Annotated in this window: 20 protein-coding genes; 11 read left to right on the top strand and 9 right to left on the bottom strand. The window is 41.4% G+C overall.

Annotated elements, in window-relative coordinates:
- Positions 1–54 precede the first annotated feature (54 nt).
- Positions 55–2,604 (bottom strand): M14 metallopeptidase family protein, encoded by a 2,550-nt coding sequence (locus tag ABJH64_RS01390; protein WP_348276810.1) that lies wholly within the window; start codon positions 2,602–2,604, stop codon positions 55–57.
- A gap of 137 nt (positions 2,605–2,741) precedes the next feature.
- Between ABJH64_RS01390 and ABJH64_RS01385 the strand changes: the two genes are divergently transcribed.
- Together ABJH64_RS01385 and ABJH64_RS01380 are read left to right on the top strand one after the other, a co-directional pair.
- Positions 2,742–3,500 (top strand): DUF1080 domain-containing protein, encoded by a 759-nt coding sequence (locus ABJH64_RS01385; RefSeq protein ID WP_348276811.1) that lies wholly within the window; start codon positions 2,742–2,744, stop codon positions 3,498–3,500.
- 74 nt (positions 3,501–3,574) lie between these two features.
- On the top strand, positions 3,575–4,915 hold the full coding sequence (locus ABJH64_RS01380; protein ID WP_348299193.1) for a Gfo/Idh/MocA family oxidoreductase: 1,341 nt from the start codon (positions 3,575–3,577) through the stop codon (positions 4,913–4,915).
- Between the two features lie 135 nt (positions 4,916–5,050).
- Here ABJH64_RS01380 and ABJH64_RS01375 read toward each other — a convergent pair whose 3' ends face one another.
- From ABJH64_RS01375 to ABJH64_RS01360, 4 genes are all read right to left on the bottom strand, one after another.
- On the bottom strand, positions 5,051–5,440 hold the full coding sequence (locus ABJH64_RS01375; protein WP_348275546.1) for a hypothetical protein: 390 nt from the start codon (positions 5,438–5,440) through the stop codon (positions 5,051–5,053).
- Positions 5,441–5,467: 27 nt separating this feature from the next.
- A complete protein-coding gene (locus ABJH64_RS01370; RefSeq protein WP_348275547.1) occupies positions 5,468–5,857 on the bottom strand; it encodes a hypothetical protein in 390 nt (129 codons plus the stop codon).
- A 169-nt stretch (positions 5,858–6,026) separates the two neighbouring features.
- Positions 6,027–6,524 carry a DUF937 domain-containing protein gene (locus ABJH64_RS01365; protein ID WP_348275548.1) on the bottom strand — a complete coding sequence of 166 codons (498 nt, stop codon included), beginning with the start codon at positions 6,522–6,524 and terminating at the stop codon, positions 6,027–6,029.
- A gap of 179 nt (positions 6,525–6,703) precedes the next feature.
- Complete coding sequence (locus tag ABJH64_RS01360; RefSeq protein WP_348275549.1) at positions 6,704–7,933, bottom strand: Nramp family divalent metal transporter; 1,230 nt, start codon at positions 7,931–7,933, stop codon at positions 6,704–6,706.
- 96 nt (positions 7,934–8,029) lie between these two features.
- Between ABJH64_RS01360 and ABJH64_RS01355 the strand changes: the two genes are divergently transcribed.
- Positions 8,030–9,031 carry an alpha/beta hydrolase gene (locus ABJH64_RS01355; protein WP_348299191.1) on the top strand — a complete coding sequence of 334 codons (1,002 nt, stop codon included), beginning with the start codon at positions 8,030–8,032 and terminating at the stop codon, positions 9,029–9,031.
- A gap of 141 nt (positions 9,032–9,172) precedes the next feature.
- Here ABJH64_RS01355 and ABJH64_RS01350 read toward each other — a convergent pair whose 3' ends face one another.
- Both ABJH64_RS01350 and ABJH64_RS01345 read right to left on the bottom strand, forming a co-directional pair.
- Positions 9,173–9,631 carry an ankyrin repeat domain-containing protein gene (locus ABJH64_RS01350; protein WP_348275551.1) on the bottom strand — a complete coding sequence of 153 codons (459 nt, stop codon included), beginning with the start codon at positions 9,629–9,631 and terminating at the stop codon, positions 9,173–9,175.
- Between the two features lie 53 nt (positions 9,632–9,684).
- Positions 9,685–11,856 (bottom strand): catalase, encoded by a 2,172-nt coding sequence (locus ABJH64_RS01345; protein ID WP_348275552.1) that lies wholly within the window; start codon positions 11,854–11,856, stop codon positions 9,685–9,687.
- A 450-nt stretch (positions 11,857–12,306) separates the two neighbouring features.
- Between ABJH64_RS01345 and sbnA the strand changes: the two genes are divergently transcribed.
- From sbnA to ABJH64_RS01320, 5 genes are all read left to right on the top strand, one after another.
- Positions 12,307–13,308, top strand: coding sequence for a 2,3-diaminopropionate biosynthesis protein SbnA (sbnA, locus tag ABJH64_RS01340; protein WP_348275553.1), 1,002 nt, complete (start codon positions 12,307–12,309; stop codon positions 13,306–13,308).
- A complete protein-coding gene (locus ABJH64_RS01335; protein ID WP_348275554.1) occupies positions 13,308–15,191 on the top strand; it encodes an FAD/NAD(P)-binding protein in 1,884 nt (627 codons plus the stop codon). Before sbnA ends, ABJH64_RS01335 begins: the two co-directional genes overlap by 1 nt.
- A complete protein-coding gene (locus ABJH64_RS01330) occupies positions 15,112–16,551 on the top strand; it encodes a Y4yA family PLP-dependent enzyme (RefSeq protein ID WP_348275555.1) in 1,440 nt (479 codons plus the stop codon). Before ABJH64_RS01335 ends, ABJH64_RS01330 begins: the two co-directional genes overlap by 80 nt.
- Positions 16,552–16,678: 127 nt before the next feature.
- Positions 16,679–17,233, top strand: a complete 555-nt coding sequence (locus ABJH64_RS01325; RefSeq protein ID WP_348275556.1) for a YetF domain-containing protein — start codon at positions 16,679–16,681, stop codon at positions 17,231–17,233.
- 113 nt (positions 17,234–17,346) lie between these two features.
- Entirely contained in the window at positions 17,347–18,075 is a 729-nt protein-coding gene (locus tag ABJH64_RS01320; protein ID WP_348275557.1) for a DUF3891 family protein, read from the top strand.
- 21 nt (positions 18,076–18,096) lie between these two features.
- Here ABJH64_RS01320 and ABJH64_RS01315 read toward each other — a convergent pair whose 3' ends face one another.
- Positions 18,097–18,630: a YetF domain-containing protein gene (locus tag ABJH64_RS01315; RefSeq protein ID WP_348299189.1), complete on the bottom strand. Its 534-nt coding sequence runs from the start codon at positions 18,628–18,630 to the stop codon at positions 18,097–18,099.
- A 104-nt stretch (positions 18,631–18,734) separates the two neighbouring features.
- On the bottom strand, positions 18,735–19,265 hold the full coding sequence (locus ABJH64_RS01310; protein ID WP_348275559.1) for a PRC-barrel domain-containing protein: 531 nt from the start codon (positions 19,263–19,265) through the stop codon (positions 18,735–18,737).
- A 208-nt stretch (positions 19,266–19,473) separates the two neighbouring features.
- Between ABJH64_RS01310 and rmuC the strand changes: the two genes are divergently transcribed.
- The 3 genes from rmuC (at position 19,474) to ABJH64_RS01295 (ending at position 23,879) form a co-directional block, all read left to right on the top strand.
- Positions 19,474–20,718 (top strand): DNA recombination protein RmuC, encoded by a 1,245-nt coding sequence (gene rmuC / locus ABJH64_RS01305; protein ID WP_348274646.1) that lies wholly within the window; start codon positions 19,474–19,476, stop codon positions 20,716–20,718.
- A 362-nt stretch (positions 20,719–21,080) separates the two neighbouring features.
- Positions 21,081–22,427 carry a Trk system potassium transporter TrkA gene (gene trkA, locus ABJH64_RS01300; protein WP_348274645.1) on the top strand — a complete coding sequence of 449 codons (1,347 nt, stop codon included), beginning with the start codon at positions 21,081–21,083 and terminating at the stop codon, positions 22,425–22,427.
- Positions 22,428–22,430: 3 nt separating this feature from the next.
- A complete protein-coding gene (locus ABJH64_RS01295; protein WP_348274644.1) occupies positions 22,431–23,879 on the top strand; it encodes a potassium transporter TrkG in 1,449 nt (482 codons plus the stop codon).
- Positions 23,880–23,949: the final 70 nt, after the last annotated feature.

Here is a 23,949-nt window from a genome sequence, read left to right as displayed (position 1 = left end):
GGCCCTGCCGTTGACATTTTTACTTAGCCAACGGCAAAATCTATAACCACTTGGTTAATCCATAAAATCTCCAAAGAAGATCGCATTCAAAAACAGTTTGTTTGTACCAAACCAAGTCCCTCTGAAATTAGGACTGTCAAAGAAATTGACTACTCTGCCGCTACCTACCGGAGAAATAATCACACTCGCGCTTGGGACTAGTTTGTTCAAGTTTGCTTTTGAAATGTATCCGCCCAGAAAAGAATTCTCTGTGTACCGAATAGGAGTAAGGTACTTATTCTCACTAGGCTTCATGAAAATGCTATTGTTGCGATACACAGGAAGCTCTTCACGCTGATAACCATAAGAAATAGGATGAGTAAGATCCAGTTTGGCCATGTAAATACTCCCACCAACCGACTTAGCTCCTTCAAAATCACGCTGTATAGCAAAGGGAAGGTTTTTTGGTTCAGCAGCTTTCTCGTCCTCATCGGCTTCAATCAAAGTTTCCTTGATGATCCCTTTTTGATTTAGCCACAAACTGGCATTTTTCATAGAAATAACTGTTCCTCCACGGGAAATCCAGTCTTTCAGATGCGTGACTGTAGCCTCGGAGAAAGAATTGTAATTTCCCGATGGCATAATAAGCGTAGTGTAGTCATAGAGATTTACTCTTCCCATATCTTCTGAGTTCACTTTGGTGATAGGCATGCCTAGCTGACTATCCATAAGGAACCAGATTTCCCCAGCCTCCGTGCTGGATATACCTTCTCCTACGACCATGATTACTTTTGGCTGTGTCACAGCACCGACGAGGTTTGAGCCCAAGTCAATTCCTTTCACATTGAACCCAGTAGTAGTGGAGTAGATTTGCTGGGAGTTTTCCTTTGCTAATTCTTGAAGTGTGGACTTCACTTTTTCTGCTTCCAATTTTTGAAAACCTGTAGGAATCATCAACGTTCCAGCAGCAAAATTATGCTCACCTTTTTGGGTATTGGCGGTGAAGGGACGGTTGATCATTTCCACATGCACACCAGCTTCCTGCAAGGCAAACAACATTTTTGGAGCGTAATAATCCGACCAATCGATAAGATATGCGTAGGCTTTTCCGGCAGGAAAATCAAATGAGGAAGCAGTAATTTCCGTGATTTGATTCCCAGATTTGATAGATGAATTAGGCGCAAAAGGCATTCCGTAGGCACGAGCCATGGTCCAGGCTGAAGCATCATAAAAGACAGAGTCGGCGAACTCCTTTACGTCCTCAAACATAGTTCGAACCATTCTGTATTGTGGCTGAGCCGTTGGGACAACCCACGATTTTCCTGCTTTGAAGTCGTATCCACCTACACTTAAATCTGATGTGTTTTCATAGACCTTGATTTTATGATCAAGCAAAAAATTAACAAATAGAAGGTTTCTGCTCTGATCGTATTCATCACCAAACACATAATTCTTTGCTGGGTCTTTCGATCCTTCAGAAACAGCCGTTTCGAAGAATTCTCTGAGATAATCATGCATGTAAATCCTGTTGTCCAACCCCGCTTCGAGAGTAGCAATAGAGCTTACCAGATGATTTTTGATAGTAAAAGCAAAACTAATATCACCTCGCTGACTGGATTGCAAATGGCCACGGCTGCTCGCTTGCTCGAATACCAATCCTAAGCCTCCCTGAATATCCGGGTAAGTAGAACCATAGCCAGGATAGCTATTGTCAAAAGACTCTTTGGTGTAATACAAGCTCCCTATCTCATCCAAGTATTCTGCGAAGTAGTTAGCAAAACGAACATTGATTTCCTCGTAATTTTTTCTTGGAACCACTGGATTTTCGCTTCCAAAAGGTTTGGTAGGCTCAAAGAAGTAAGTAGCGTCAGTTCCCATTTCATGAAAATCCGTAGTCACATTGGGATACCATTCGTGGTACCAATCGATTTTCACCTGAGATTCTACATGTGCCAGAGGCAACCAATCTCTATTCAGGTCAAACCAATAATGATTTGTCCTTCCACCTGGCCAAGCTTCGTTATGCTCCCGATCCAAAGGATCAGCGACGGGAGGAAAGCCCTTATTACTGTTTGCCCAGAGACTGTGACGATCACGCCCGTCAGGATTTACAGTTGGATCAATATGCACTACACTATTCTCTCGCAGGTTTTGCGCCAGCTCAGATTGTGAAGCCAGAAGCCAATATGCAGTGAGCATGGCTGCTTCGGCAGAGGAAGGCTCGTTCCCATGTACGCCATATCCCAAATGCATGATCGAGGGCATAGTAGCCACATCAGGTTTTGGTTGGGAAGGATCTGTAAGTTGAATATGAGTTTTTCTAATTTCTTCCAGATTGTCAATATGAGCTGCGGAAGCGATAGTTAGGATGATTTTAGGTCTATGCTCATAGGTATAGCCAATCGTCTTCAACTCTGCCAATTCACTGATTTCATCCAGTTTTTCAAAGTATTTCACAATAAGATCGTATCGCGTATGCCAGTCTCCAATAGGGTAGCCCAAAAATTCTTGTGGCGAAGGAATGCTCGGATCAAAAGTTTCTCCGGGGAAATAATAAGAAGACTGCGTAAATCCCGGAATCGATATCAGAAACGCAGCAAAAAGACTTAGTAGTTGTTTTTTCATGGGTTTTCGGTTTCTGGAAATTACTAAACAGAAGCGGCTTGACAATTTAAAATCCATCAATGGTTTTTTGATTAAAGCCAAATTGAAGTAATTTATCGATCTAAGTTCTTAACCCTAAAATAAACTTACCCATGCAAATGAGAATCTTAACACTTGCTTTCACTGCAAGTGCAATGACATTGAGTTCTTTGGCTACCGCTCAAGAGAAAACACCACCGCCTATGAAGCCAGAGGCAACGGAGTTTTACACGCCAGTACCTCCGAAAGTAGTTCCAGGAGCAAATAATACAGCACCGCCTTCTGACGCACTAGTTTTATTTGATGGAACGAGTTTGAATGGCTTTGTAAGTGCAAAAGACGGTTCGCCTGCTGGATGGACTATCGAAAACGGTGAGTTAGTTGTGACCAAAGGTAAAGGAGATATTGTGTCCAAACTTCCTTTTGGCGATGCGCAATATCACGTAGAATGGTCTGCTCCTACGGAGATTGTAGGTGAAGGTCAGGGTAGAGGTAATTCAGGTTTTTTTCTGATGGGATTGTATGAAGTACAGATCCTGGATAGCTACGAAAGCAAAACCTATACAAATGGCCAGGCTGGAAGTATCTATAAGCAGCATCCTCCGCTAGCGATGGCTCTCAGAGCTCCAGGAGAATGGAATTATTACGATATTATCTTCAAAGCTCCGCGCTTCAACAAAGATGGAATCCTAACTTCTCCAGCCACGGTGACTGTTTTGATGAACGGAGTAGTGGTTCAAAACCACGTGACCCTTAAAGGGCCAACCGAATATATTGGTATTCCAAACTATAAAGCGCATGAGGAGAAGTTGCCGATCAAACTTCAAGATCACGGCAATCCAGTACGATTCAGAAATATCTGGGTTCGTGAACTTTGATTAGATACTTTGTTAAAAGCAGCTACGTGAATTAGCTGCTCTTTTTTTGCCCAAACGTAATAACCTATAGCCCCATGTCATCTAGAAGAAAATTTATCCAAAACACCATGCTGCTAGGAGCAGGATTAGGATTGCCTACTATCCTTACCGCAGCTGATTTCGGCACTTTTGCCAGAAAAGTAAAACCCTCAGATCAGCTCAACTATGGCCTTATCGGCTGTAAAGGAATGGGCTGGTCCAATATGAATGCCCATCTCAAAATGCCCCAGGTCAACTGTGTGGCTTTAGCCGATGTGGATCAAGCTGTCCTCGACCAGCGCACAGAGGATGTGTTCAAACTTCGCGGTACCAGACCGAAGCAATACACTGATTATCGCTTGATGCTGGAAGATCCAGCTATAGACATTGTTATTATCGGTACTCCAGATCACTGGCATTGCCTGAATATGATTGATGCAGTGTCGGCGGGGAAAAATGTCTATGTAGAAAAGCCAATAGCCAATACAATCGAGGAATGTCAGCTGATGGTGAAGGCTCAAGAGCGCTATGGCAAAATCGTCCAAGTGGGACAGTGGCAACGCTCGGGATCTCAATATGCAGAGGCTATAGATTATGTGAAGTCTGGCAAACTTGGCCAGATTCGCTTGGTGAAATGCTGGGCGTATCAAGGCTGGATGAAACCAGTTCCTGTTTTGCCTAATGGACCAGCTCCAGCTGGAGTAGATTACAAGATGTGGCTTGGTCCAGCTCCAGAGCGACCTTTCAATCCTAATCGATTCCACTTTAATTTCCGATGGTTCTGGGATTATGCAGGTGGATTAATGACGGATTGGGGAGTTCATGAGATAGATATTGCCCTTTATGCCATGGGTGTCACAGCTCCCAAATCGGTCATGGCTTCCGGTGGGAAGTTCGCCTATCCGGACGATGCCTCCGAAACTCCCGACACGCTTCAGACTGTCTATGAATATGAGGGTTTCAATATGCTGTGGGAGCATGCTACGGGTATAGATGGAGGAAATTATGGGACTACTGAAGGCATTGCCTTTATCGGCAACAATGCCACGCTTGTCGTGAATAGAAGTGGGTGGAAGGTGATACCAGAGACTGAAACCAAAGATGGCGAGCGTGTCAATAAAGTGGCTGAAGTGCCTCATACCAAAGGGGTAGGGAGTGCTTTGGATCTTCATGCTGTAAACTTCGTGGAAGCTGTGAAAGCGAATGATCCCAAGTTGTTGAACTGTGCGATTCAGACTGGAAGCATCGCCGCAATCAATGCGCAAATGGGAAATATTGCTTACAAGACAGGAGAGAAGATATATTGGAATGCAGAGAAAAATCAATTTTCTTCTTTGGCTGCCAATGACCTGATGAAAGCTCAGTATCACAATGGCTGGAAATTGCCAAAAGTATAATTTCTACAGTTTACGTCTCAGAAGGGAATGAAAAGGTGGGGCAATTTCCCTCCATGCTTTTGAGATTGCCTCACTTTCATTGAAAAAGCCATGGAATCAACTCCCATGGCTTTTGTTATTTTATGAGGTTTTAGCTTAAAACGCTAACGCCGCTAACCCCAATTTACTTTTGAGGGGATTAATTGACTTGAGGATTTGTCCGGAGTATTTCTTAAACAAATCGTTACCCAGCAAGCTGGTTAGGAACTTGGTTCTGTTGTTTTTCAGACCAAGAAAAGCTGCTTTTTTATCATCGTCTGATTTTCCGCTGTTGGTGATGTCCATAAGTTGATCCACAAAGCTGGAATTCTCCTTGGTTAGTTGTGATTTTTGATCAGCGTTGAGGTCAAGGCCATCTGTCTTATTGAGAATTCCCAATAGTTGAGAAGACATGTCCATTTTTGGCACTTTCAATCCTTGTGCATTTACATTGGCTGCTAGCATAAATAAAAGCGCAAAGCCCAAGATGTATTTTACTTTGTTCATAGTTAAGTGTGTTAAATCCAAATTTTATTAAAGTATAAACTTAGCCAGTTTATATTTTCTTCTAAGCGGTCCTGTTTGCTTTTTTATTTTTTTGCGATATTTTTCTACCGTGTCTTTCCCTAGTATATTTTCAAAAACAGAGTTTTGATCCTTAGCAAGGCTGGTGATTTTAGCGATTTTTCCGCTATCAGAATCATCAGAACCAGCTATTTTAACCACAGAGTCGAGAAAACTGGAATTCTTGTCTTTCAATTCATCTTTCTGCTTATCTGTAATACCCAGATCATCACCTGGGCTCAATGCACCCAGCATATCTTTTTTGAAATCTGGTGGAGGCAATTTGATCGTTTGAGCTGAAGCTTGCCAATTGATTGCCATGAAGAGCAATGCGACGCTGAATAGTAAGTTAATTTTCATCCTGGACAATTTATAAGATTCTAACTTTATCTAGTTGTATATCCGCTATTTTGAAAATATTGGGGATCGAAAAAGGCATCAAACATTCAACTTAAAAGTTGAATTTACTTCGATTATTGCTTTTCAAGCAAAATGAGCAATACCTACTGGTAACCTTAAGAGAATCAGCTTAGCTGAATAAGCCCTTGCCCATATTCATCAAACCGCCAAGATCCAGTCCTCCTTTGCCTCCGCTTCCTCCTAATAGCGAACCAAGCAAATCTGAAGTATTGACTTTTCCCTGCCCTCCTTGAAGTGAAGAAACAACCGAAGACATGATGTCATTGTTATCCTGTGGCGCATCATTTACCCTTTTATTGAAAAAATTCATGATCATAGGTAGTGCAGCGGCAGCTATTCCTATCGCCTGTTCTTTAGAGATTCCAAGTTTTTCAATTAAGTTTTGCGATACATCACCTTGCAGATCATGGATTACGGGAGAATCTGGGGAAGTTTCTTTTCCAGAAAACATCTCCTTTACCGGAGAAGTATCGCCAGTTGCTACACGTTTTTTAAGACTACTAGCTAAGGAATCTTTTAGTGAGTCGGCGCCTACCTTCTGTTGATTCATGCCATTGAGCATTTCCTGTAGCGGTCCTTCTGCTAGTTTTAACAATTGATCTAACATGTTTTCAAAAATTTGATTTCTTGAATTTCTCTAAAATGAAATGGGCATCCAAAATTATTTATTCGAAATTCTAAGCTTGTTAGGGTTCATACATTTCAAAAAGAAGTTTGAATACTAATTGGGTGGGCTAAGTATTGATGAGCTTAGAGGGATATAAGCGTGGGCTTTTACTACAGTAGTTAACCTCCAATCCCCAAAACTGTCACACTACTTTTGATTCCCAAGAGTAAAGTCACCAACCAAATGACTACCGCCAGAATGCTTTGAGCGGGTTTGTTGCGGTAATCTCCCACTATACTTTTTTGCGTGGCTATCCAGATTATCCATCCAGCTATCAGTGGAAGTAACACTCCATTTGCCAATTGGGCTAGGGAGATTAATTGCACAGGTTTGATGCCTAGGGAGCTGAATATCAATCCCATTCCTACAATGATTCCCATGGATATTCTCATGCTCGTGGATCGGATACTTTGGTCCCAACCCATAATCCCACAGATGACAAAACCCGCAGCCAGAGGAGCGGTAATGCTGGAAGTGAGGCCAGCAGCCAGCAGGCCAAAGCCAATAAAATAGGGTGCGAAATTTCCAAAGACACCTGCCAAGCCTTTACTCACATCGAGTGCGCTCGTAATTTCTGCGCTGGTATTTGACGCCCCAACTACCAAAATAGCCATTGAAACTATTCCTCCCAATCCTATGGAGATAGCAATATCGCGTCGCATCTCTGGAAGATCCTGTGGGCCAGACCAGCGGTTTTTGGCCAAGCTAGCGTATAGAAATAGGTTGTAAGGAACGACCGTCGTCCCTATCAATGCGACTAGCGTGGGGAGATTGGCGTCGGTCCACTCCGGAATGAAACCTGCAAACACCTCAGACCAGTCCGGGTTGGTGAAAAAAGCAGTAGCAGTAAAAGCTAGAGACATCAAAATTACCAAGCTCACCAACGCCCTTTCGAGTGCTTTGTAATTTCCCTGCCAAAGCAGACCAAAAGCAAGTAAACCCAACAGAAGATTGCCTAGCTGAAGCTCCAGCCCCAGAAGCCTGTATGTCGGCGCTGCCCAAAAAACCTGCATTCCTAAGTTTGTTCCAGAAATATTTCCTGATTCGTAGGCCGCATTTCCCAGTCCTATGGCTAACAAAATCAAGCTCATTGTGAAAAATCGTAGAATGGAATTTCCTCTCTGCACGCGGATCAGTTGGCTCAAATCTTTGCCTGTCACCAATCCTAATCTTCCTGAGATTTCTTGTAAAATTACCGTGGAAACTACCGATAAAGCCAAAGCCCAAAGTAAAGTAAAGCCGAAATTCACACCGGCGAGGGTGCATACCGTCACCGTCCCCGGACCGATGAAAGCCGCGGTAATGATGGGTCCGGGACCTAGATTTTTGAAAACTGATTTGAGATTCAAAGGGTATCTTTTTTACCAAGCTAGAGATTAGTGTAGATTTATTGTACTTTTTTCCCTCTGGCTGAAAATTTAACAAACTCAAAAAAGCCGAATTTTATGGTTTGGATCAAACGAATGTTGAAAGTCGTAGCAATTATTGGCTTATCCTGTGTGTTTTTTTTACTGCTACTTTTTAGGTCTGATATTCCGTCTGAAGAGATTAATCAAAAATATGCTACGGCCCAGTCGCACTTTGTAGAAGTTGATGGGATTAATGTTCATGTGAGAATCATGGGTGAAGGGGAGCCAATCTTCTTATTACATGGGAGTTTTTCTTCATTGCATACTTGGGACGCATGGCAGCAGGCACTAAGTCCTTACTTTTTGACTATCTCGCTGGATTTTCCAGGACATGGCCTCACCGGTCCAGATGAACTGAAGCGGTACAGTATCACTGATTATTCCCAGTTGGTTTTACGACTGGCAGAAAAACTAAACCTGAGTCAATATCACCTTGCAGGAAATTCTATGGGTGGAAATGTAGCCATGCAGGTAGCATCCACGAGGCCTGATCAGGTAATTTCTCTAAATCTCATCGATGCGGCAGGAGCTCCTCAGCCTAAAAAAAATAAGGATGGCCAAAAAGTAAAGCCATCGGAAGCTTGGATCTTCAACGTTGCAAAGAATCCAGTTTTTTCATCGGTACTGTTGAAGTGTACTCCGAAATTTTTGTTTGGGATGAATATGCGTGAGGTCTATGCAGATCCAGACAAAGTCACTGATGAGGCGATTACGCGCTATTATGAGTTGATGCTTCGTGATGGAAATAGACAGGCAACTTTGGATAGACTAGGTGCTCCAAGAGAGTCCAGAGTTGACTTTGATCGGCTGACCATGCCTACGTTGATTCTGTGGGGAAAATCAGATTCTTGGATTTCTGTTTCGCAAGGTGAGCTGCTTCAGGAGGCGATCAAAGATTCAAAGTTGATCGTTTTTGAAAATGCCGGTCATGTTCCTATGGAAGAAATTCCTGATGAGTCTCTCGCAAAATACCTGTCATTTTTAGGGGTGGAAGTTCGTGTTGGAACAGACGTCAAAGACATGCTCGTGGTGAGATAACTCAGCTTATAATCGCTGAGTGAATGAGGTATTTAGGGAAAAATCTCTGTTATGCTGAATAGAATTTATTCAGATTTGAAGCAGTAGTAAGATGATGCACCTAGTTATTTTTCCCTCAACTCATAGAAATCAGCAGAGCTGCTAAGCCAGTAGCTCTATGATTTCCTGATTGCGCTGCATACCTGCATGATCCACAGCCATCATACCGTTGGCATCCGTGATCATCTTGTCCGCACCTTCGCTTAGTAGAAGTTTTACTATTTCCTTTTGACCAAACATACTGGCAAACATCAAGGCCGTGCCACCGTTCCCATGAGTCAAATCTAGTTTGGCTCCGTGCTTAATGAGCAGCTTTGCCAACTCAGGATAGCCTTTGAACGCAACGCCCATCAGGGCTGTATTACCTCCATTATCTTGATGATTGACATTTGCTCCTTGATCTAAAAGCAATTTGGCTGCATCCAATTGATTGGAATAAGTAGCAATGATCAGTGGAGTAAATCCTTTCTCATCGGTTGCGTTTACATCAGCGCCCTGTTGAATCAATTTTGTTATTAATTCGCAATTGCCTGTTCTGGCGGCATTTATAAGTTCCTTCATAAGTAGTGATCAAAATTTTGGTGGAGAACTACAAGAGTTCTCCACCAATGTAGTTAAGCGGGTACTTTACCTTGTTTTTCCCGCTCAAAGAATCTATGCTTTCCGATAGCGTTGATGAAGCGTTCATCAAATTTTTTCTCAGAATCTTGTGCTAAAAGCACACCTAGTTTCTCGAGTTTTTCTATATCAGTTTTTAGATACTTCATGACATAGCTTTCCTCCAAAAGTGACTTAGCATCCTCTGACAAGGCGATTGCTTTGCAATGTGAATAAGCCTCATCTATGAAATGGACAGCTTTGGGAAGCTTTCGAAGGGACTCGATACTTTCTTTTCCACCCGGTATATAAAGCGCATCTACCAAAACTGATGCGAAGGTATGGAAACTATGATCCACAGGGATTTTAGACCCGTTGCCAGCAGTCACAAAGGAAGCTTTTGGTCCGATGATTTTTACCATGGCTCCCTCAGCTTCCAGTGATTTCTTCATTGAAGTGACAGATTTTTCATCTACACCGTCAGCAGTCAAGAAGGCAATTTGCCGGGTTTTAATACCGTTTTTATTATCATCTTTCATCATGCTCAATGCCGGGGATTTGCTGATGGAGTTATTTTTTTTCAAAGGCTGATAATCTTCAGGATTTGCATCTGCGCCATATTGATGATTGATTGGATTAGCGGGTTCTTTTACTTCCAATCCTAATCCCTCTGCTACCTTGGCGGCGAGGTCCTTATTGATTTGAGAGAGCAATCCTACCACACGCTCTCGTATGGCTGTGATATCTACTTTTCCAAGTTCAAAACAAAATGCCTCCACTACGTGAGACTGCTCTGGTTCCGTAAGGCTATTGTAGAATAAAGCTGGCTGGCTGAAAAAATCCATAAAGCTTTTACTTCTAGCCCGGACTTTATTGGCGTCCACTCGTTCCTGATAGCTCGTAAATCCACCTTCACTTGCTTTGGCTTGAGCCGGATAGCCATTTCCTATGGAGTTTGGATGATAGCTGCTTTTGCCTTTGTTGATTTCCATGCGAGCTATTCCATCGCGCTGATTATTGTGAATAGGAGAGAGGGGACGGTTGATTGGAATTTCGTGAAAGTTAGGTCCTCCCAAGCGACTCAATTGGGTATCGGTGTAAGAGAACAATCTTCCTTGAAGTAAGGGATCATTGGTGAAATCAATTCCAGGGACTAAATGGCCCGGGTGAAAAGCCACCTGCTCGGTTTCTGCGAAAAAATTATCCGGATTTCTATTCAGTGTCATTTTGCCTATAAGCTTAACCGGTACAAGTTCCTCTGGTATTAGCTTGGTAGGATCAAGAAGATCAAACTCGAATTTGTGCTCATCTTCTTCAGCTACAATCTGCACTCCAAATTCCCACTCAGGGAAAGAACCTGAATCTATAGCATCGTAAAGGTCTCTGCGGTGAAAGTCCGGATCGTTACCATTGAGCTTTTGGGCTTCATCCCACACCACACCATGCGTACCTAAAACGGGTTTCCAGTGGAACTTTACAAAGTGAGATTTACCCTCCTCATTGATCAGCCGGAAAGTATGAATTCCAAAACCTTCCATCATCCTTAGGCTTCGGGGTATGGCTCGATCGCTCATTAGCCACATGACATTGTGCATAGTTTCTGGAGAAAGAGACACGAAATCCCAGAACGTATTGTGTGCAGATGCTGCCTGAGGAATTTCATTATCGGGTTCAGGTTTTACCGCATGGATGAGGTCTGGAAATTTGATAGCATCTTGGATGAAAAACACAGGCATATTGTTACCTACCAAGTCATAATTTCCTTCTTCCGTGTAGAATTTCACTGCAAAACCTCTCACATCTCTAGGCACATCTGCAGAACCACGAAAGCCTGCTACTGTGGAAAAACGAGTGAAAACAGGTGTCTCTCTCGAAGGATCTGTGAGAAATGCTGCTTTGGTAAACTCCTTCAAGGAATCATCATAAACTTTGAAAACTCCATGTGCTCCAGAACCCCTGGCGTGGACTATTCTCTCGGGAATTCGTTCATGATCAAAGTGAGTTATTTTTTCTCTTAGTATAAAATCCTCCAAAAGTGTAGCGCCTCGTTCTCCCGCTTTAAGAGAACTTGTATCGTCGTTGATTTTTAGACCTTGATTGGTAGTCATCTTTTGGTCTTGGTTATCATTTCGAACTTGATTCAATTGCTCCTGCTTGTGATTATTTTCGGTGTTTTGCTTTTTAGCCATTTCAGTAGTGGTTTAGGTTAGGCAACATCCTTTTCTAAAATGATTCCAGACTTCCTTATTTCCATTGTTAATTAGTGAGAAAAGCAACAAATACCTCTTAGCCACTCTGTCTGGTGCAGTACCAAAAGATTTGATGTCCAATCAAAAGATGATGACGGACTATTTTCAACAGGTATTGCGTGAGATTTTGTCAACTATTGGGGAGGTTTTTACACGTTTTTCCCTTTCAAAATTGAAGTATTTATGAAGCAGGAATTTTCTTGGAGCGGGAATGAAATGAATTTTCTTTTCTGAAAACCCTAGCGAAAAGCTTTGAATTGCCTTTAGGATGATTTTATACGTCAAACAAATGTACTGTCGTCGGACTAGTTAGTTTTTTAAAAATCCTTATTCCGAAATGGCTATTGCTTTGTATTGGTTGGTGGTAGAAAACCACCTCAAACCAACTTTATGCAATCAATTAACAATCACTCTGGAATTTTATCAGCGATAGGAAATACTCCTGTTGCGAGATTAGAACGGCTTTTTGCTGAGTTTGAAGTCGATGTCTATGCTAAATTAGAATACTTGAATCCTAGCGGAAGCATCAAAGACAGGACTTCGTACATACTTCTTACAGAAGCCATCGAAGCAAATTTGATCAATAGTGAGACTGTAATCATAGAGTCCACATCTGGAAATATGGGCGTAGGACTGGCTCAGGCCTGTAAATACCTAGGCTTGAAATTGATCCTAGTGGTAGATCCCCTGATCAATCCCTCGACAGAAAAATTATTAAATCTCTATGGTGCAAATGTCCACAAGGTGTCAGGAGCAGACGAATCAGGAACATATTTGGCTGCGAGATTAGCCTACATATCCGAGCTACAGACCAATATTCCAAACAGTTTTTGGACCAACCAATATTCCAACAAAAATACCCTCAAAGCGCATCGAGATACTATTTCAGAATTGAAAGCGCAGCTGGGAGGAGAATTGGATTATTTATTTGTGCCTACCAGCACCTGTGGGACGATCATGAGCTGTGCACTCGCACTGGCTGATGAGCAGATGGATACTAAACTAATCCCGGTGGATGCGGTCGGTAGCAAAATATTCAGCGATCAGTCCGGAAAGAGAAAGATTCCGGGAATGGGAGCGAGTAGAAAATCTGATTATCTGATTGAATCCATGCTCGAAGTTCCAGAAATGATTAATGACCACGAAAGCATCGTTGGCTGTCATAGACTCATGGAACGAGAGGCGATATTGGCAGGAGGTTCTACTGGGGCTGTAGTGGCAGCAATTGCAAAAAGGATAGATACAATTCCTAAAAATTCCAAAATAGCTTTTTTTATCAGTGATCGTGGAGAAAGATACCTTGACACCATCTTCTCCTCAGACTGGGTGAGAGAGCATATTTCCGCAGATGCGGGAGTAGAGAAAGAGAACACATCCAAATCTATCAGATAATGTTTGTTTGGAAAATACCGGATATTAAAGAACTTCCAGAGTTGTCAATTATTCCTGCAAAGCCAAGAGAATATGCGGTAGAATATACAGATAACTATTCTATCGCAATAATCGGGTTGGGGCCCAAAGGTTTATACAGTTTGGCCGCATTGCAAGAGCAGCTGACAGCAAAAAATGTCTCCGCCAGAATATCTATTCATCTCTTTAATGCACATCCATGTTTGGCCGCAGGCCCAAACTATGATATATCCCAACCGGAATATCTTCTTATCAATTATTCCATAGAAAAGATAAGTGCTTGGAAATCATCTGAATTGGATGGGAGGGAAAAATTGACCTTTATAGACTGGATAGAAAAGCATAGAACAAGATCCCAACCTCCCAAAAAGGGAGATTTTGCATCAAGAGCTTTGGTCGGAATGTATCTTAGGGATGCGCTTAATGTAATCCTGAAGCGTCTGCCTAAGCAGGTGGAAGTTAAGGCTTATTTAGCAGAAGTAGTCGATTGTATTCCTACTTCAGATGGAAAATTCCGAGTAGATCTCAACCGGGAACCCACGAATATTCTGATGAATTATGATCAGCTCATGATTACCACAGGCCATTCCTTCAAACCTCGAGCATTAGTTAATCAAGCAGTTCCTGGTAGGTTGATCGAATCCGTTTATCCAGTAGAAAGCAAGTTGGGGGAGATTAAGAATCATCACAGCGTGGGGATCGCTGGGCTAGGGCTCACCTTTGTAGATACCCTACTTGCCCTCACTGAGGGACGAGGTGGTAAATTCCAGCAGGTGACAGGAGCGCTACAGTATGTCCCAAGTGGGGCAGAACCACGGGCAATTTATGCTTTCTCACGATCAGGTTTGCCTATGATTCCCCGAAACGGCTCGGATTCTGACCGGTATTCAACCTCCGCTCATGTGTTAGATTTGTTGAACATAGTGGCGCGAAAAAAAGGCTCGATTGACTTCCGTGCAGATTTACTTCCCATTATAAAATTAGAGATGGAGAATGCATGGTACCAAGGGATTGTTGCGAGCAAAGGTCGGGGTGAAAACTGGTATAAAACCTTCAATTTCTCAGAATTGATGAGTCCATTTAAAGACCTGAACTTTAACTCCTCTAGCGAATATGAGGGAGCATTCACCAAATTACTAGCTAGCTATTTGGGAGAAATGGGAGCAAGCCCTGAGACTAGCCCACTACAATTGGTTTCTTCGGTTTGGAGAAATCTATTACCAAAAATTACAGAAATCTACAATTTTGGCGGTTTTAAGGCAGATTCTCTTGTCGATTTTCAAGATAATTTCCTTGGGAGATTTAATCAAATAAGCTTTGGACCTCCAGTCTTGTCCATTAAAAAAGTTGCCTGCCTTTTGAAGCATGGTTTATTGCAAGTAGTCAAGCTTGACCAGGCTGGAATCACCGCTAAGCCTGATGGGTCTTTTGTCATTCATACCTTAGATGGAGACGTCAAAAAAGTTGATTACTTACTGCAAGCATCTATTGCAAAAAACAATTTCCCTGCCGCTACTAATCCACTTTTCCGAAGGTTACATGAAGTAGGATTAGCTACACCATTTGAAAAGGATTCTAAAGTTTTCAGCTGGCCAGCTTTAAGTGAAGAAGGCCATTTGGTCTCACAAAATGGAGTAATAACAGCTAACATTACGCTCTATGGAACGCCTACTGAGGGAATGACTTTGGATAACGATTCCCTATCGAGGAATATCAATGACTTTGCCAGCCCATGGGCTAAAAAAATTACTACTGCACTGAATCAACCACAAGCCTTTAAAAAATATGAAAATAGGTCAGCCAACTCTACCAGCACCCATCCTAACTCCGATTATAAAACCATGGATCTCAGCACTAGTCACTGACAAAGTAAAGCTTAGTGAATTAGTGACCAAGTATGATTCTCCTATTAATATTTACAATAAGTCAGAGTTTCATCATAACATCCAAACTTTCCAAAACCTAGCGAATGAGCTGGAGCTGGATTTGGGGGTGTTTTTTGCGAGAAAGGCCAATAAGAGCAAAACCTTTGTAACCGAGGCAAAAGCCGCTGGAATTGGTGTGGATACAGCTTCCTATCAAGAAGTAAAAGATTGCTTGGATGAGGGTCTGCCTGCTGATCAAATCGTATTGACTGCTGCGATTAAAAATAGAAAATTGCTGTCTTTCGCTGTGCAAAACGAGGTGTTGATTGTTTTGGACAATCGAGACGAACTCGATTTATTAGCTCAAGTCTGTGATGAACAGAATAAATCTTGCCGTGTAGCACTCAGAATTTCCGGATTTCTATTTGAAGATGCCCGACCTACGCGATTTGGATTTGTGATGGAAGAGGCATATGAGTTGTTAACTCAGGATTTTATAGAAAAGGAAGCTTATAGCCCTTTTCAATTTCAGGGCTTTCATTTTCATATCAATGGATATAGTATAAAAGAGCGTTCCACTGCGTTGACTCAAGCGATTCAGCTATCTGATCAGCTACAAGAAAAAGATATTGAAGTAAAATTCATTGACATAGGCGGTGGGTTCCTAATTAACTATCTGGAGCATAAGAGCGAATGGGAAGCTTTTCACGAGCAATTAATCAAATCAGTTTCTAAAAAAGCAGAACCCATTACGTTCCAAAATGACCCCTTAGGCATGCTGTATCATCAGGGTGAAATCATAGGCAAGCCAAAAGTATATCCTTACTATAATGAATGTGCTAAAGATGTGTTTTTGAGGAAAATAGTAGAATCTAATTTTGATGGGGAAACCAAAATTTTTGAAGCGTTAAAGTCTAGAGGTATTCAGCTGAGAATAGAACCTGGTAGGTCCTTATTAGACCAATCCGGGATTACGGTAGCGGAGGTGGTATTTCGCAAAACCAACAGTACTGGAACAAATTTCGTGGGTTTGGCTATGAATAGAACTCAGTTGAAATCGTCTAGTGAAGATTTCTTACTTGACCCTATTTTTATACCTCTGACTGAGGTGGAGGATGAGAATTCAGAGGATTATTCTTGTTATTTGGTTGGATCATATTGTTTGGAGCAAGAGCTGATTTTGAAGCGTAGAATAGATCTTCCTCACAAGCCAGCCGTGGGAGACTTGATTTGTTTTGTAAACACCGCAGGATACATGAGTCACTTTTATGAAAGCCAGGCTCATTTGCTTCCTTTATCTAAGAATATATTCTTTGAGAATGAAGCTGATTTTGAAGGTGATGTTGCGGATGTTTATTGATGCTATGAATGCAGGCAGTTATGATGATTAACTCTCACTTAGTAGTTGTATAAGTGTAAAATATAAATTTAATTATTACTTTAAAATAGCTTTGTCTATAGCTATTTAAAACAAAACTAGTGAATAAATGGAAGATGTATTTTTCTCTGGATGGGAAGGGACATGGAGAACTATAATTCTAACTACTCTTGGATATATATCCATCGTTCTGCTTCTAAGAGTATCTGGTAAAAGGACTTTGTCCAAAATGAATGCCTTTGATTTTATTGTCACGGTAGCATTGGGGTCATCATTAGCTTCCGTTTCATTAAATAAAAACATCAGTTTAATAGACGGAATTATATCGTTTTCGATATTTATTTTCTTACAATTTATTCTTACTTATGTATCGGTTAGGGTAGAATGGTTTAGAACTTTCATAACCAGTAAACCCACCATTGTTTTTTATGCGGGACAATTTCTTGATGCAGAGATGAAAAAAGAACGTTTATCAAGGACTGAACTATTGAATGCAGGTAGATTGCAGGGATATTCTAATTTGGATGACATATATCTAATTGTATTAGAGACTACAGGAGATATTTCTATTATAGAAAACAGACCCAAGGGTACGATCACTACTATACCAACTTTAGATGACTTTCTGGACGAAGAAGTCTCTAATTTAAGAGTTAAGAAATGAATTTATAAGTAAAACAAGATTTGAACTTTCTTAACTACTATAACTTTCTTGATGAATATTAAGTTGTATATAAGTTAAAGTACTTCGAATCAGGTAAATTTTAAAATTGCGCTATGATTGTCACCAAGCATCCCCAGGGATGGAATATCACTTTTCATAAGGCTCATGCACTTTTGGCTTTCAAAATCGGAATGAAAATCAAGGAGTCCATCTGGCCAAATCTGAGTTATAGACTGGACGGTTTATCTGCTATCACCGATCATGACGATTCACAAGCAGACTGGCACAAAAGTGACAATCTTACTGACGCTGGTGCACCGTTGGATTATAGGCAAGCTGGTCAGATGAAGATAAAGGAGGTGAAAAAGATGATCGAAAATTGCCTCCATAAATCGGCATTTATGACGCTGATGGTATCCATGCATTGTCTCAGTATCTATAAGGATCAAAAGGGAAAAGCAGTGAAGAGTTTTATGGATGATCAAAAAGACTTATGCCAATTCATCCAATCACATCTACATGTCACGAATGCCGATGCGGAGAAATCATACCGTATTCTACGTTTTTGCGATGAGTTATCACTTATGTTATGTCAGCAAGATATTCCGACTAACTCAAGGAAAATCCAGCTTGAGCCTCTTCCAGGCATAGAAGAGAATTTTATCCACCTGGATGAAAATGGAATTCTTCGATTAGATCATTGGTGCTTTGAAAGTTCTGAGTTTACCTTGTCCGGAGAATATTATCGGACTAAAAAGCTGAGTTATACCTCTGATGCAGAGCTGATAGCTGAGTTGAAGTTGGGCAATCCACTTTTTACACATTATAAGTTCAAAAAATAGGAATAAGGTGACTAAAAATACTTAGCTATTCCCTCTTCTTACCCCTTCCAGGAGAGATTTGTCAAACTTTTCATTTTGGGCAGAACCTGAACTATGGAGCACTGAAATATCACCAGTGGACTCTAAAATTACCGCATGTACTTGCTCATAATTAAGGACATTTGCCTCTCTCAACTTAGCAATGAGTTGACTTTTTTCTATTCTGGCAGCTTTCAGATTTTCATATAAAATCGTACTTCCCTCCATCAATAATAGAGGAGAATTGGATAAAAGGTTACTTAGCGTTGGGGATTTAAGCTGCAAATAGGAAAATATATAAGTAAGAAAAAGTAGGCCAGCAATAGCGATGGAACCATGAACTACCGAAGTACTTGAAGTAAGTATAGAAGAGATAATACTACCGATAGCCACCGTAAAGGCAAAATCATACACGGTGAACTTAGCGAATGATCTTAGGCCAATGATTCTCGTCAAAATAATGATCACAAAAAATATAATTAGACATCCCAAAAGGGTTGTCGTAAGCGGATCGTCATTGCTATAAAACCATTTCATTGCGTATATATTTAGTAAAACATGGGTATTGTTGCTTCAGGTGATCAAATTCGGAAGTGAGAAAAAAAGCTAATCATGAAGATTAGCTTTTTTCAATTCAAAACTTATAGAATAGGATCTCCGCCTCTTCTTCGATCTGCAAGACTCTCTCTACCTTGACCACTTTCTAGAAATCCATCGCCTAGATTTCTATCTTTGATTCGATCTGACTCCATTCCTAATTTGTCATTTGTGTAGGAGTAGGTTCGGGTATCACGGTCATATCTGCCGTACAGGCTTCTCGATTCCTCACTGTAGTAGGATCTCATAGAGTGAAGAAATTCGGTTTGAGGACCAGCAGGCCAATTGTCATCATCAAACCCTGGCGCATTTTCCAAAGTTTCTTTAGTTTCCTTTACAATAATGACGTCATCTTGATGAGGGTTGAATTCAAATGATTCCGGTGGCAATGCAAGAAGTTTTGAGCCAAGATTTAAAAATCCCTCGTCAATTTTGAGCACCACGTAGGCGATTTGAAAATTGCTGCTGTTCAGGATGATATCCTTTACTGATCCCACCGATTCGTCTCGAGCTGTTTTCACATTTCTTGAAATGGCTTTTGAGCATCTGATCTGATTAATGTGTGTCGTTTCCATGTAGTTAGTTGGTTATAGTTAATAATAAATTGTTGAATCTTTTAAAACCATGTCCATGCCAAGGCTAAAAACCACCGCTATTTCTTCAGAAATGCCTTTACCCTTTTTTATGAGGATTGAAAACTTCCCCCCTTTGTGGAATAAACTTCTCGTGAACTTATTCCTTTTGACAAATAAGGCTAAATTCAAATCTTCTAAAAATTGACTTATGCCAACTGATTATTTATTAGTTCTTGTAGTTTTTTTACAAGTGATTTTACTGATTCTATTTTTTCTGAGAAAAGGGAAGGAGCAGGAAAAAGCATTTCTGCAAAGTGAGCTGTCCAGAATGAGTAGGGAGTTAGAGCTCGCTTTGGCGCAATCCAGGAAAGAAGCAAGTGAGAATCTTACCAATCAGTTCCAGCTGGTTTTCAATAGTATAAGAGCAAATTCCAAAGATCAAAATGAAGCACTGAAGTCCTTTGGTGAGGTATTTCGACAGAACGTGCAGGACTTTAATTCGCTACAGCGGGAAAAATTTGGAGAGCTCAATCGACGACAGGAAGAGCTGATGAAAACGACTGAAACTCGATTGGAAAAAATCCGGGAAACGGTAGATGAAAAACTTCAAAAGACGCTAGAAACGCGATTGGGGCAGTCTTTCGAGATGGTGAGCACTCAGCTCCAGGCCGTACAAAAAGGCTTGGGAGAGATGCAAAATCTTGCCACTGGAGTGGGTGATCTGAAGCGTGTTTTGACTAATGTGAAGAGTCGCGGTGTGCTGGGGGAATATCAACTTCAAGCAATTCTGGAGAATTTGCTTTCACCAGATCAATATGTAGTAAATGCTGAGGTAGGCAAAGGGAGTAGGGAGCGAGTGGAGTTTGCTGTGAAAATGCCCGGTCAGCACGAACCAGTTTTGCTGCCCATAGATTCTAAATTCCCTCAGGAATCTTACCTGAGGCTGGTAGATGCGTATGAGATTGCCTCCAAACCTGAGATTGAAGCAAATAGAAATGAGTTGTTCAAAGCAGTGAAAAAAGCTGCTCAGGATATTCAGAGCAAGTATATTCATGTGCCACACACCACGGATTTTGCTATTCTTTTTCTTCCAGTGGAAAGTCTCTATGCTGAAATTCTTAGAGAGCCGGGGCTTTCACAGCAAATCCAACAAGACTACAAAGTCCTAGTCACCGGACCGACTACACTTTCGGCTATTCTGAATAGCCTTCAGATGGGTTTCAGAACCCTTGCAATTCAGAAGAGAAGCTCGGAGGTTTGGCAGATTTTAGGAGCGATCAAAACAGAGTTTGGAAAATTTGGAGAGCTGATAGAAAAGACTCAGAAGAAGCTATCCGAGGCTAACTCAGAGCTGGATAAGTTGGTAGGAGCGAGAACAAGGGTGATCCAGAGAAAGCTGAAGGACGTGCAGGAATTACCAGAAGCCGAATCTGACAAGTTGTTAGAAGAGTAGTATTGAGTCTAATGGAGTAAAGTATGAAGAAGAGGTGAGTAGCAAGTTGCACTTAGTTGAAAATGGGGAATTGTATATTTCGTAGGTGTGAAAACCAACGATATATTTCCGATCCGCCAGGAAAATAGGCAGCGATGATTCGTAAAGCACCTCAAAAAAAGGGTTGGAGCTATACATTTTAAGGATTTTTTTCTGCGATAAGGCTTAGTAAATCCAGGTTGTTAAAAGTCAGTTAAAAATGAATTATAAGTAGTTAGGTTTGTTACTTTAGCCTGAATACATCAAAAGAAATTACTTATTAGCTGATTACCATTAAGAAACAGCTTATTTTTGCCAATTCAAAAATCACCTGAATTACCTCTATGGGGATGAATATTGTGATTGCAGGCGCTGGGGACATGGGTTACCACCTTGCCGAGCAATTAAGTTATGATAACAAGGACATTACACTGATCGATACCGACAGAGAAGTCCTTGACTATGTTTCCTCCAAACTCGACGTTTTGACAGTCCAAGGAGACGCTACCTCGTTTGAAATCCTCAAGCGCGCCAATGTGAATAGGGCGAGTATGGTGCTCTGTGTCACCACCTCCGAGAAGACTAATATCGTTACGGCGGTTTTGGCTAAACAGTTGGGAGCCAAGCGAGTGATGGCCCGTGTGAGAAACCATTCATACATGGACCCGGAGAACTTGACCTATTTTCAAAATCTTGGAATCGACAATTTGATCTCGCCGACTATGCTTTGTAGTAAGCATATTTTCAATATGATCGAAAATTCCAGTTTCAACGAGGTTTTTGATTTTGAAGGTGGGAAGCTGAATATCGTAGGAATTACCTTAGATCAAAGTAACCCTTTGGTCAATCAACGGATCATGGATACTAAATCCAATCCTATTTTTGATGATATAAGAATTATTGCGATTCTAAGGGATCAGACTACAATAATCCCACGTGGTAGCACGATCATCCGAAATAATGACCATGTATTTTTCATATCCAATAAGAAAAATACCCAGACGATCATGGAAGTGCTGGGTCAGGAAAAGCATTCGATCAAGAACGTGATGATCATCGGTGGGGATGATATGGCCTTGACTACGGCGTTGCGTTTGGAGGATCACTTCCGTGTGACACTGATCAATAAGGATAAAGAGCGCTGCAAATGGTTAGCTGAAAACCTGAAAAACTCTCTGGTAATCAATGGCGATTATAAAAATGTAGAATTGCTGATTGAAGAAGGATTGGAGCAGATGGACGCATTTCTTGCGTTGACGGAGTCTTCAGAGACTAACATTATTGCAAGTTTGACGGCTAAAAATCACGGAGTTTATAAGACTATAGCACACGTAGATACGCGAGAATATATTCACATCTCGCACAGTATAGGAGTGGATTCGCTGATCAATAAGAAGCTGGTGGCAGCAAATGAGATCTCAAGATACCTGAAGAAAGGTACAGTAGAGGCTGTTTCTGGTATTTATGGAGTGGATGCTGAATTTATCCAATACTCTGTTTGCAAAAATAACCGATTGGTTAAAAATCCGCTTCGTGAGTTGCACTTCCCCGACACAGCGATAGTGGCTGGAGTGATCAGAGGTGATCAGGTGTTTATTCCTGATGGGGACTTTCAGTTGAATCTCAATGATAAGGCGATTGTATTGGCTTTGCCAGAAGCGAAGAATACCCTCGAAAAACTGTTTCATTAAGGCATGATTCATTTCAAAGAAATAGGAAAGATCATGGGTGCCCTTTTGGTGCTCATCGCCCTATTGATGCTTCCAGGCGTTATTTTCTCAGTGTATTACCAAGAGGATCCTTGGCCTATTTTGACTTCGGCAGTGATCACGATGATCATTGGTGTCACGCTTTTCTTTTCTTTTTCTAAACAAGATCAGAATATCCGTAAGCGAGAAGGTTACCTTATCGTGGCTTTAAGCTGGATTTTCATGGCTGGGTTTGGTATGCTTCCCTATATTTTGAGCAATCAGATTGTGAGTTTCGAAGATGCACTCTTTGAAACGATGTCAGGACTTACCACCACTGGCGCCTCGATTTTAACAGATATTGAGGCCATGCCAAAGGGTTTGTTATTCTGGAGAAGTATGACCCAGTGGATCGGCGGACTAGGTATCATCGTCTTGACAGTGGCTATTTTTCCCTTATTGGGAATTGGCGGTATTGAGCTATTTGTAGCAGAATCTCCTGGACCGACTTCTGACAAGGTTCATCCCCGAATATCTGAAACAGCCAAAAGACTTTGGTATGTGTATGTAGGACTAACCGTCCTGGCGACGCTTCTATACTGGATAGGTGGGATGACTTACTTTGATGCAATCAATCATGCCCTCACCACGCTGGCTACGGGAGGTTTCTCTACCAAGAATAACAGCATGGCCTATTATGATTCTGCTTTTATTCAATATGTAGCCATCATTTTTATGTTTTTGGCGGGAACCAACTTTACCGTTATTTATTTCGGTTTGATCGGAAAATTCAGAAGAGTGTTTAAAAGTGATGAGTTCAAAACCTACAGCTTTGCTCTGTTAGCGATTGCGATAGTTTTGTATTACCCGATTTTTGCACACGGTGGAGTCAGCAATGAACTAGCTTTTAGAAAGTCGCTATTTCAGGTGGTTTCTATAGTGACGACTACAGGTTTTGTCACCGATGATTATACTCAATACAGCGAAGGTGTGACATTTATTTGTTTTATGCTGTTGTTTTTGGGTGGCTCGGCAGGATCTACATCCGGTGGGATCAAGTTTGTAAGGCATCTTACCTTCATCAAAAATTCCTGGTTAGAATTCAAGCGTCTTGTGCATCCACGAGCCATCGTTCCGCTTATGATCAATGGTGATCGAGTAACAGGGAGAATCATCACGCATATCATGAATTTCTTGCTTATCTATCTCTTGACATTTGTGTTGGGTGCTTTAGCACTTTCCCTGATGGGATATGACTTGGCTACATCATTAGGAGCAGTGGCTACATCTCTGGCGAACGTAGGTCCTGGAATAGGGAGCGTGGGGCCAGTAGATAATTTTGCGTTTTTCTCACCTGCTGCCAAAATTTTCCTTTCAATAATCATGTTATTGGGAAGATTGGAACTATTCACGCTGTTGATTCTATTTACTCCTTTCTTCTGGAGAGCAAACTAATACGCTGGAAACTAGTCCTTCAGAATTGATTATTGTTCCAAAAACTTCAATAATTGTCGAACAGAATTCC

The sequence above is a fragment of the Algoriphagus sp. genome (genome assembly GCF_039969895.1).
In the GTDB taxonomy this organism is placed as follows: Bacteria; Bacteroidota; Bacteroidia; order Cytophagales; family Cyclobacteriaceae; genus Algoriphagus.
Note: the sequence above shows the minus strand (reverse complement) of the source record. Positions and strands in the feature narration are given on the sequence as shown.

Excerpts from the sequence above, each read along its gene's own strand:
- ABJH64_RS01390 (WP_348276810.1), bottom strand. The coding sequence starts at position 2,604 with ATGAAAAAACAACTACTAAGTCTTTTTGCTGCGTTTCTGATATCGATT.
- ABJH64_RS01385 (WP_348276811.1), top strand. The coding sequence starts at position 2,742 with ATGAGAATCTTAACACTTGCTTTCACTGCAAGTGCAATGACATTGAGT.
- ABJH64_RS01380 (WP_348299193.1), top strand. The coding sequence starts at position 3,575 with ATGTCATCTAGAAGAAAATTTATCCAAAACACCATGCTGCTAGGAGCA.
- ABJH64_RS01375 (WP_348275546.1), bottom strand. The coding sequence starts at position 5,440 with ATGAACAAAGTAAAATACATCTTGGGCTTTGCGCTTTTATTTATGCTA.
- ABJH64_RS01370 (WP_348275547.1), bottom strand. The coding sequence starts at position 5,857 with ATGAAAATTAACTTACTATTCAGCGTCGCATTGCTCTTCATGGCAATC.
- ABJH64_RS01365 (WP_348275548.1), bottom strand. The coding sequence starts at position 6,524 with ATGTTAGATCAATTGTTAAAACTAGCAGAAGGACCGCTACAGGAAATG.
- ABJH64_RS01355 (WP_348299191.1), top strand. The coding sequence starts at position 8,030 with ATGGTTTGGATCAAACGAATGTTGAAAGTCGTAGCAATTATTGGCTTA.
- ABJH64_RS01350 (WP_348275551.1), bottom strand. The coding sequence starts at position 9,631 with ATGAAGGAACTTATAAATGCCGCCAGAACAGGCAATTGCGAATTAATA.
- ABJH64_RS01345 (WP_348275552.1), bottom strand. The coding sequence starts at position 11,856 with ATGGCTAAAAAGCAAAACACCGAAAATAATCACAAGCAGGAGCAATTG.
- sbnA (WP_348275553.1), top strand. The coding sequence starts at position 12,307 with ATGCAATCAATTAACAATCACTCTGGAATTTTATCAGCGATAGGAAAT.
- ABJH64_RS01335 (WP_348275554.1), top strand. The coding sequence starts at position 13,308 with ATGTTTGTTTGGAAAATACCGGATATTAAAGAACTTCCAGAGTTGTCA.
- ABJH64_RS01330 (WP_348275555.1), top strand. The coding sequence starts at position 15,112 with ATGAAAATAGGTCAGCCAACTCTACCAGCACCCATCCTAACTCCGATT.
- ABJH64_RS01325 (WP_348275556.1), top strand. The coding sequence starts at position 16,679 with ATGGAAGATGTATTTTTCTCTGGATGGGAAGGGACATGGAGAACTATA.
- ABJH64_RS01320 (WP_348275557.1), top strand. The coding sequence starts at position 17,347 with ATGATTGTCACCAAGCATCCCCAGGGATGGAATATCACTTTTCATAAG.
- ABJH64_RS01315 (WP_348299189.1), bottom strand. The coding sequence starts at position 18,630 with ATGAAATGGTTTTATAGCAATGACGATCCGCTTACGACAACCCTTTTG.
- ABJH64_RS01310 (WP_348275559.1), bottom strand. The coding sequence starts at position 19,265 with ATGGAAACGACACACATTAATCAGATCAGATGCTCAAAAGCCATTTCA.
- rmuC (WP_348274646.1), top strand. The coding sequence starts at position 19,474 with ATGCCAACTGATTATTTATTAGTTCTTGTAGTTTTTTTACAAGTGATT.
- trkA (WP_348274645.1), top strand. The coding sequence starts at position 21,081 with ATGGGGATGAATATTGTGATTGCAGGCGCTGGGGACATGGGTTACCAC.
- ABJH64_RS01295 (WP_348274644.1), top strand. The coding sequence starts at position 22,431 with ATGATTCATTTCAAAGAAATAGGAAAGATCATGGGTGCCCTTTTGGTG.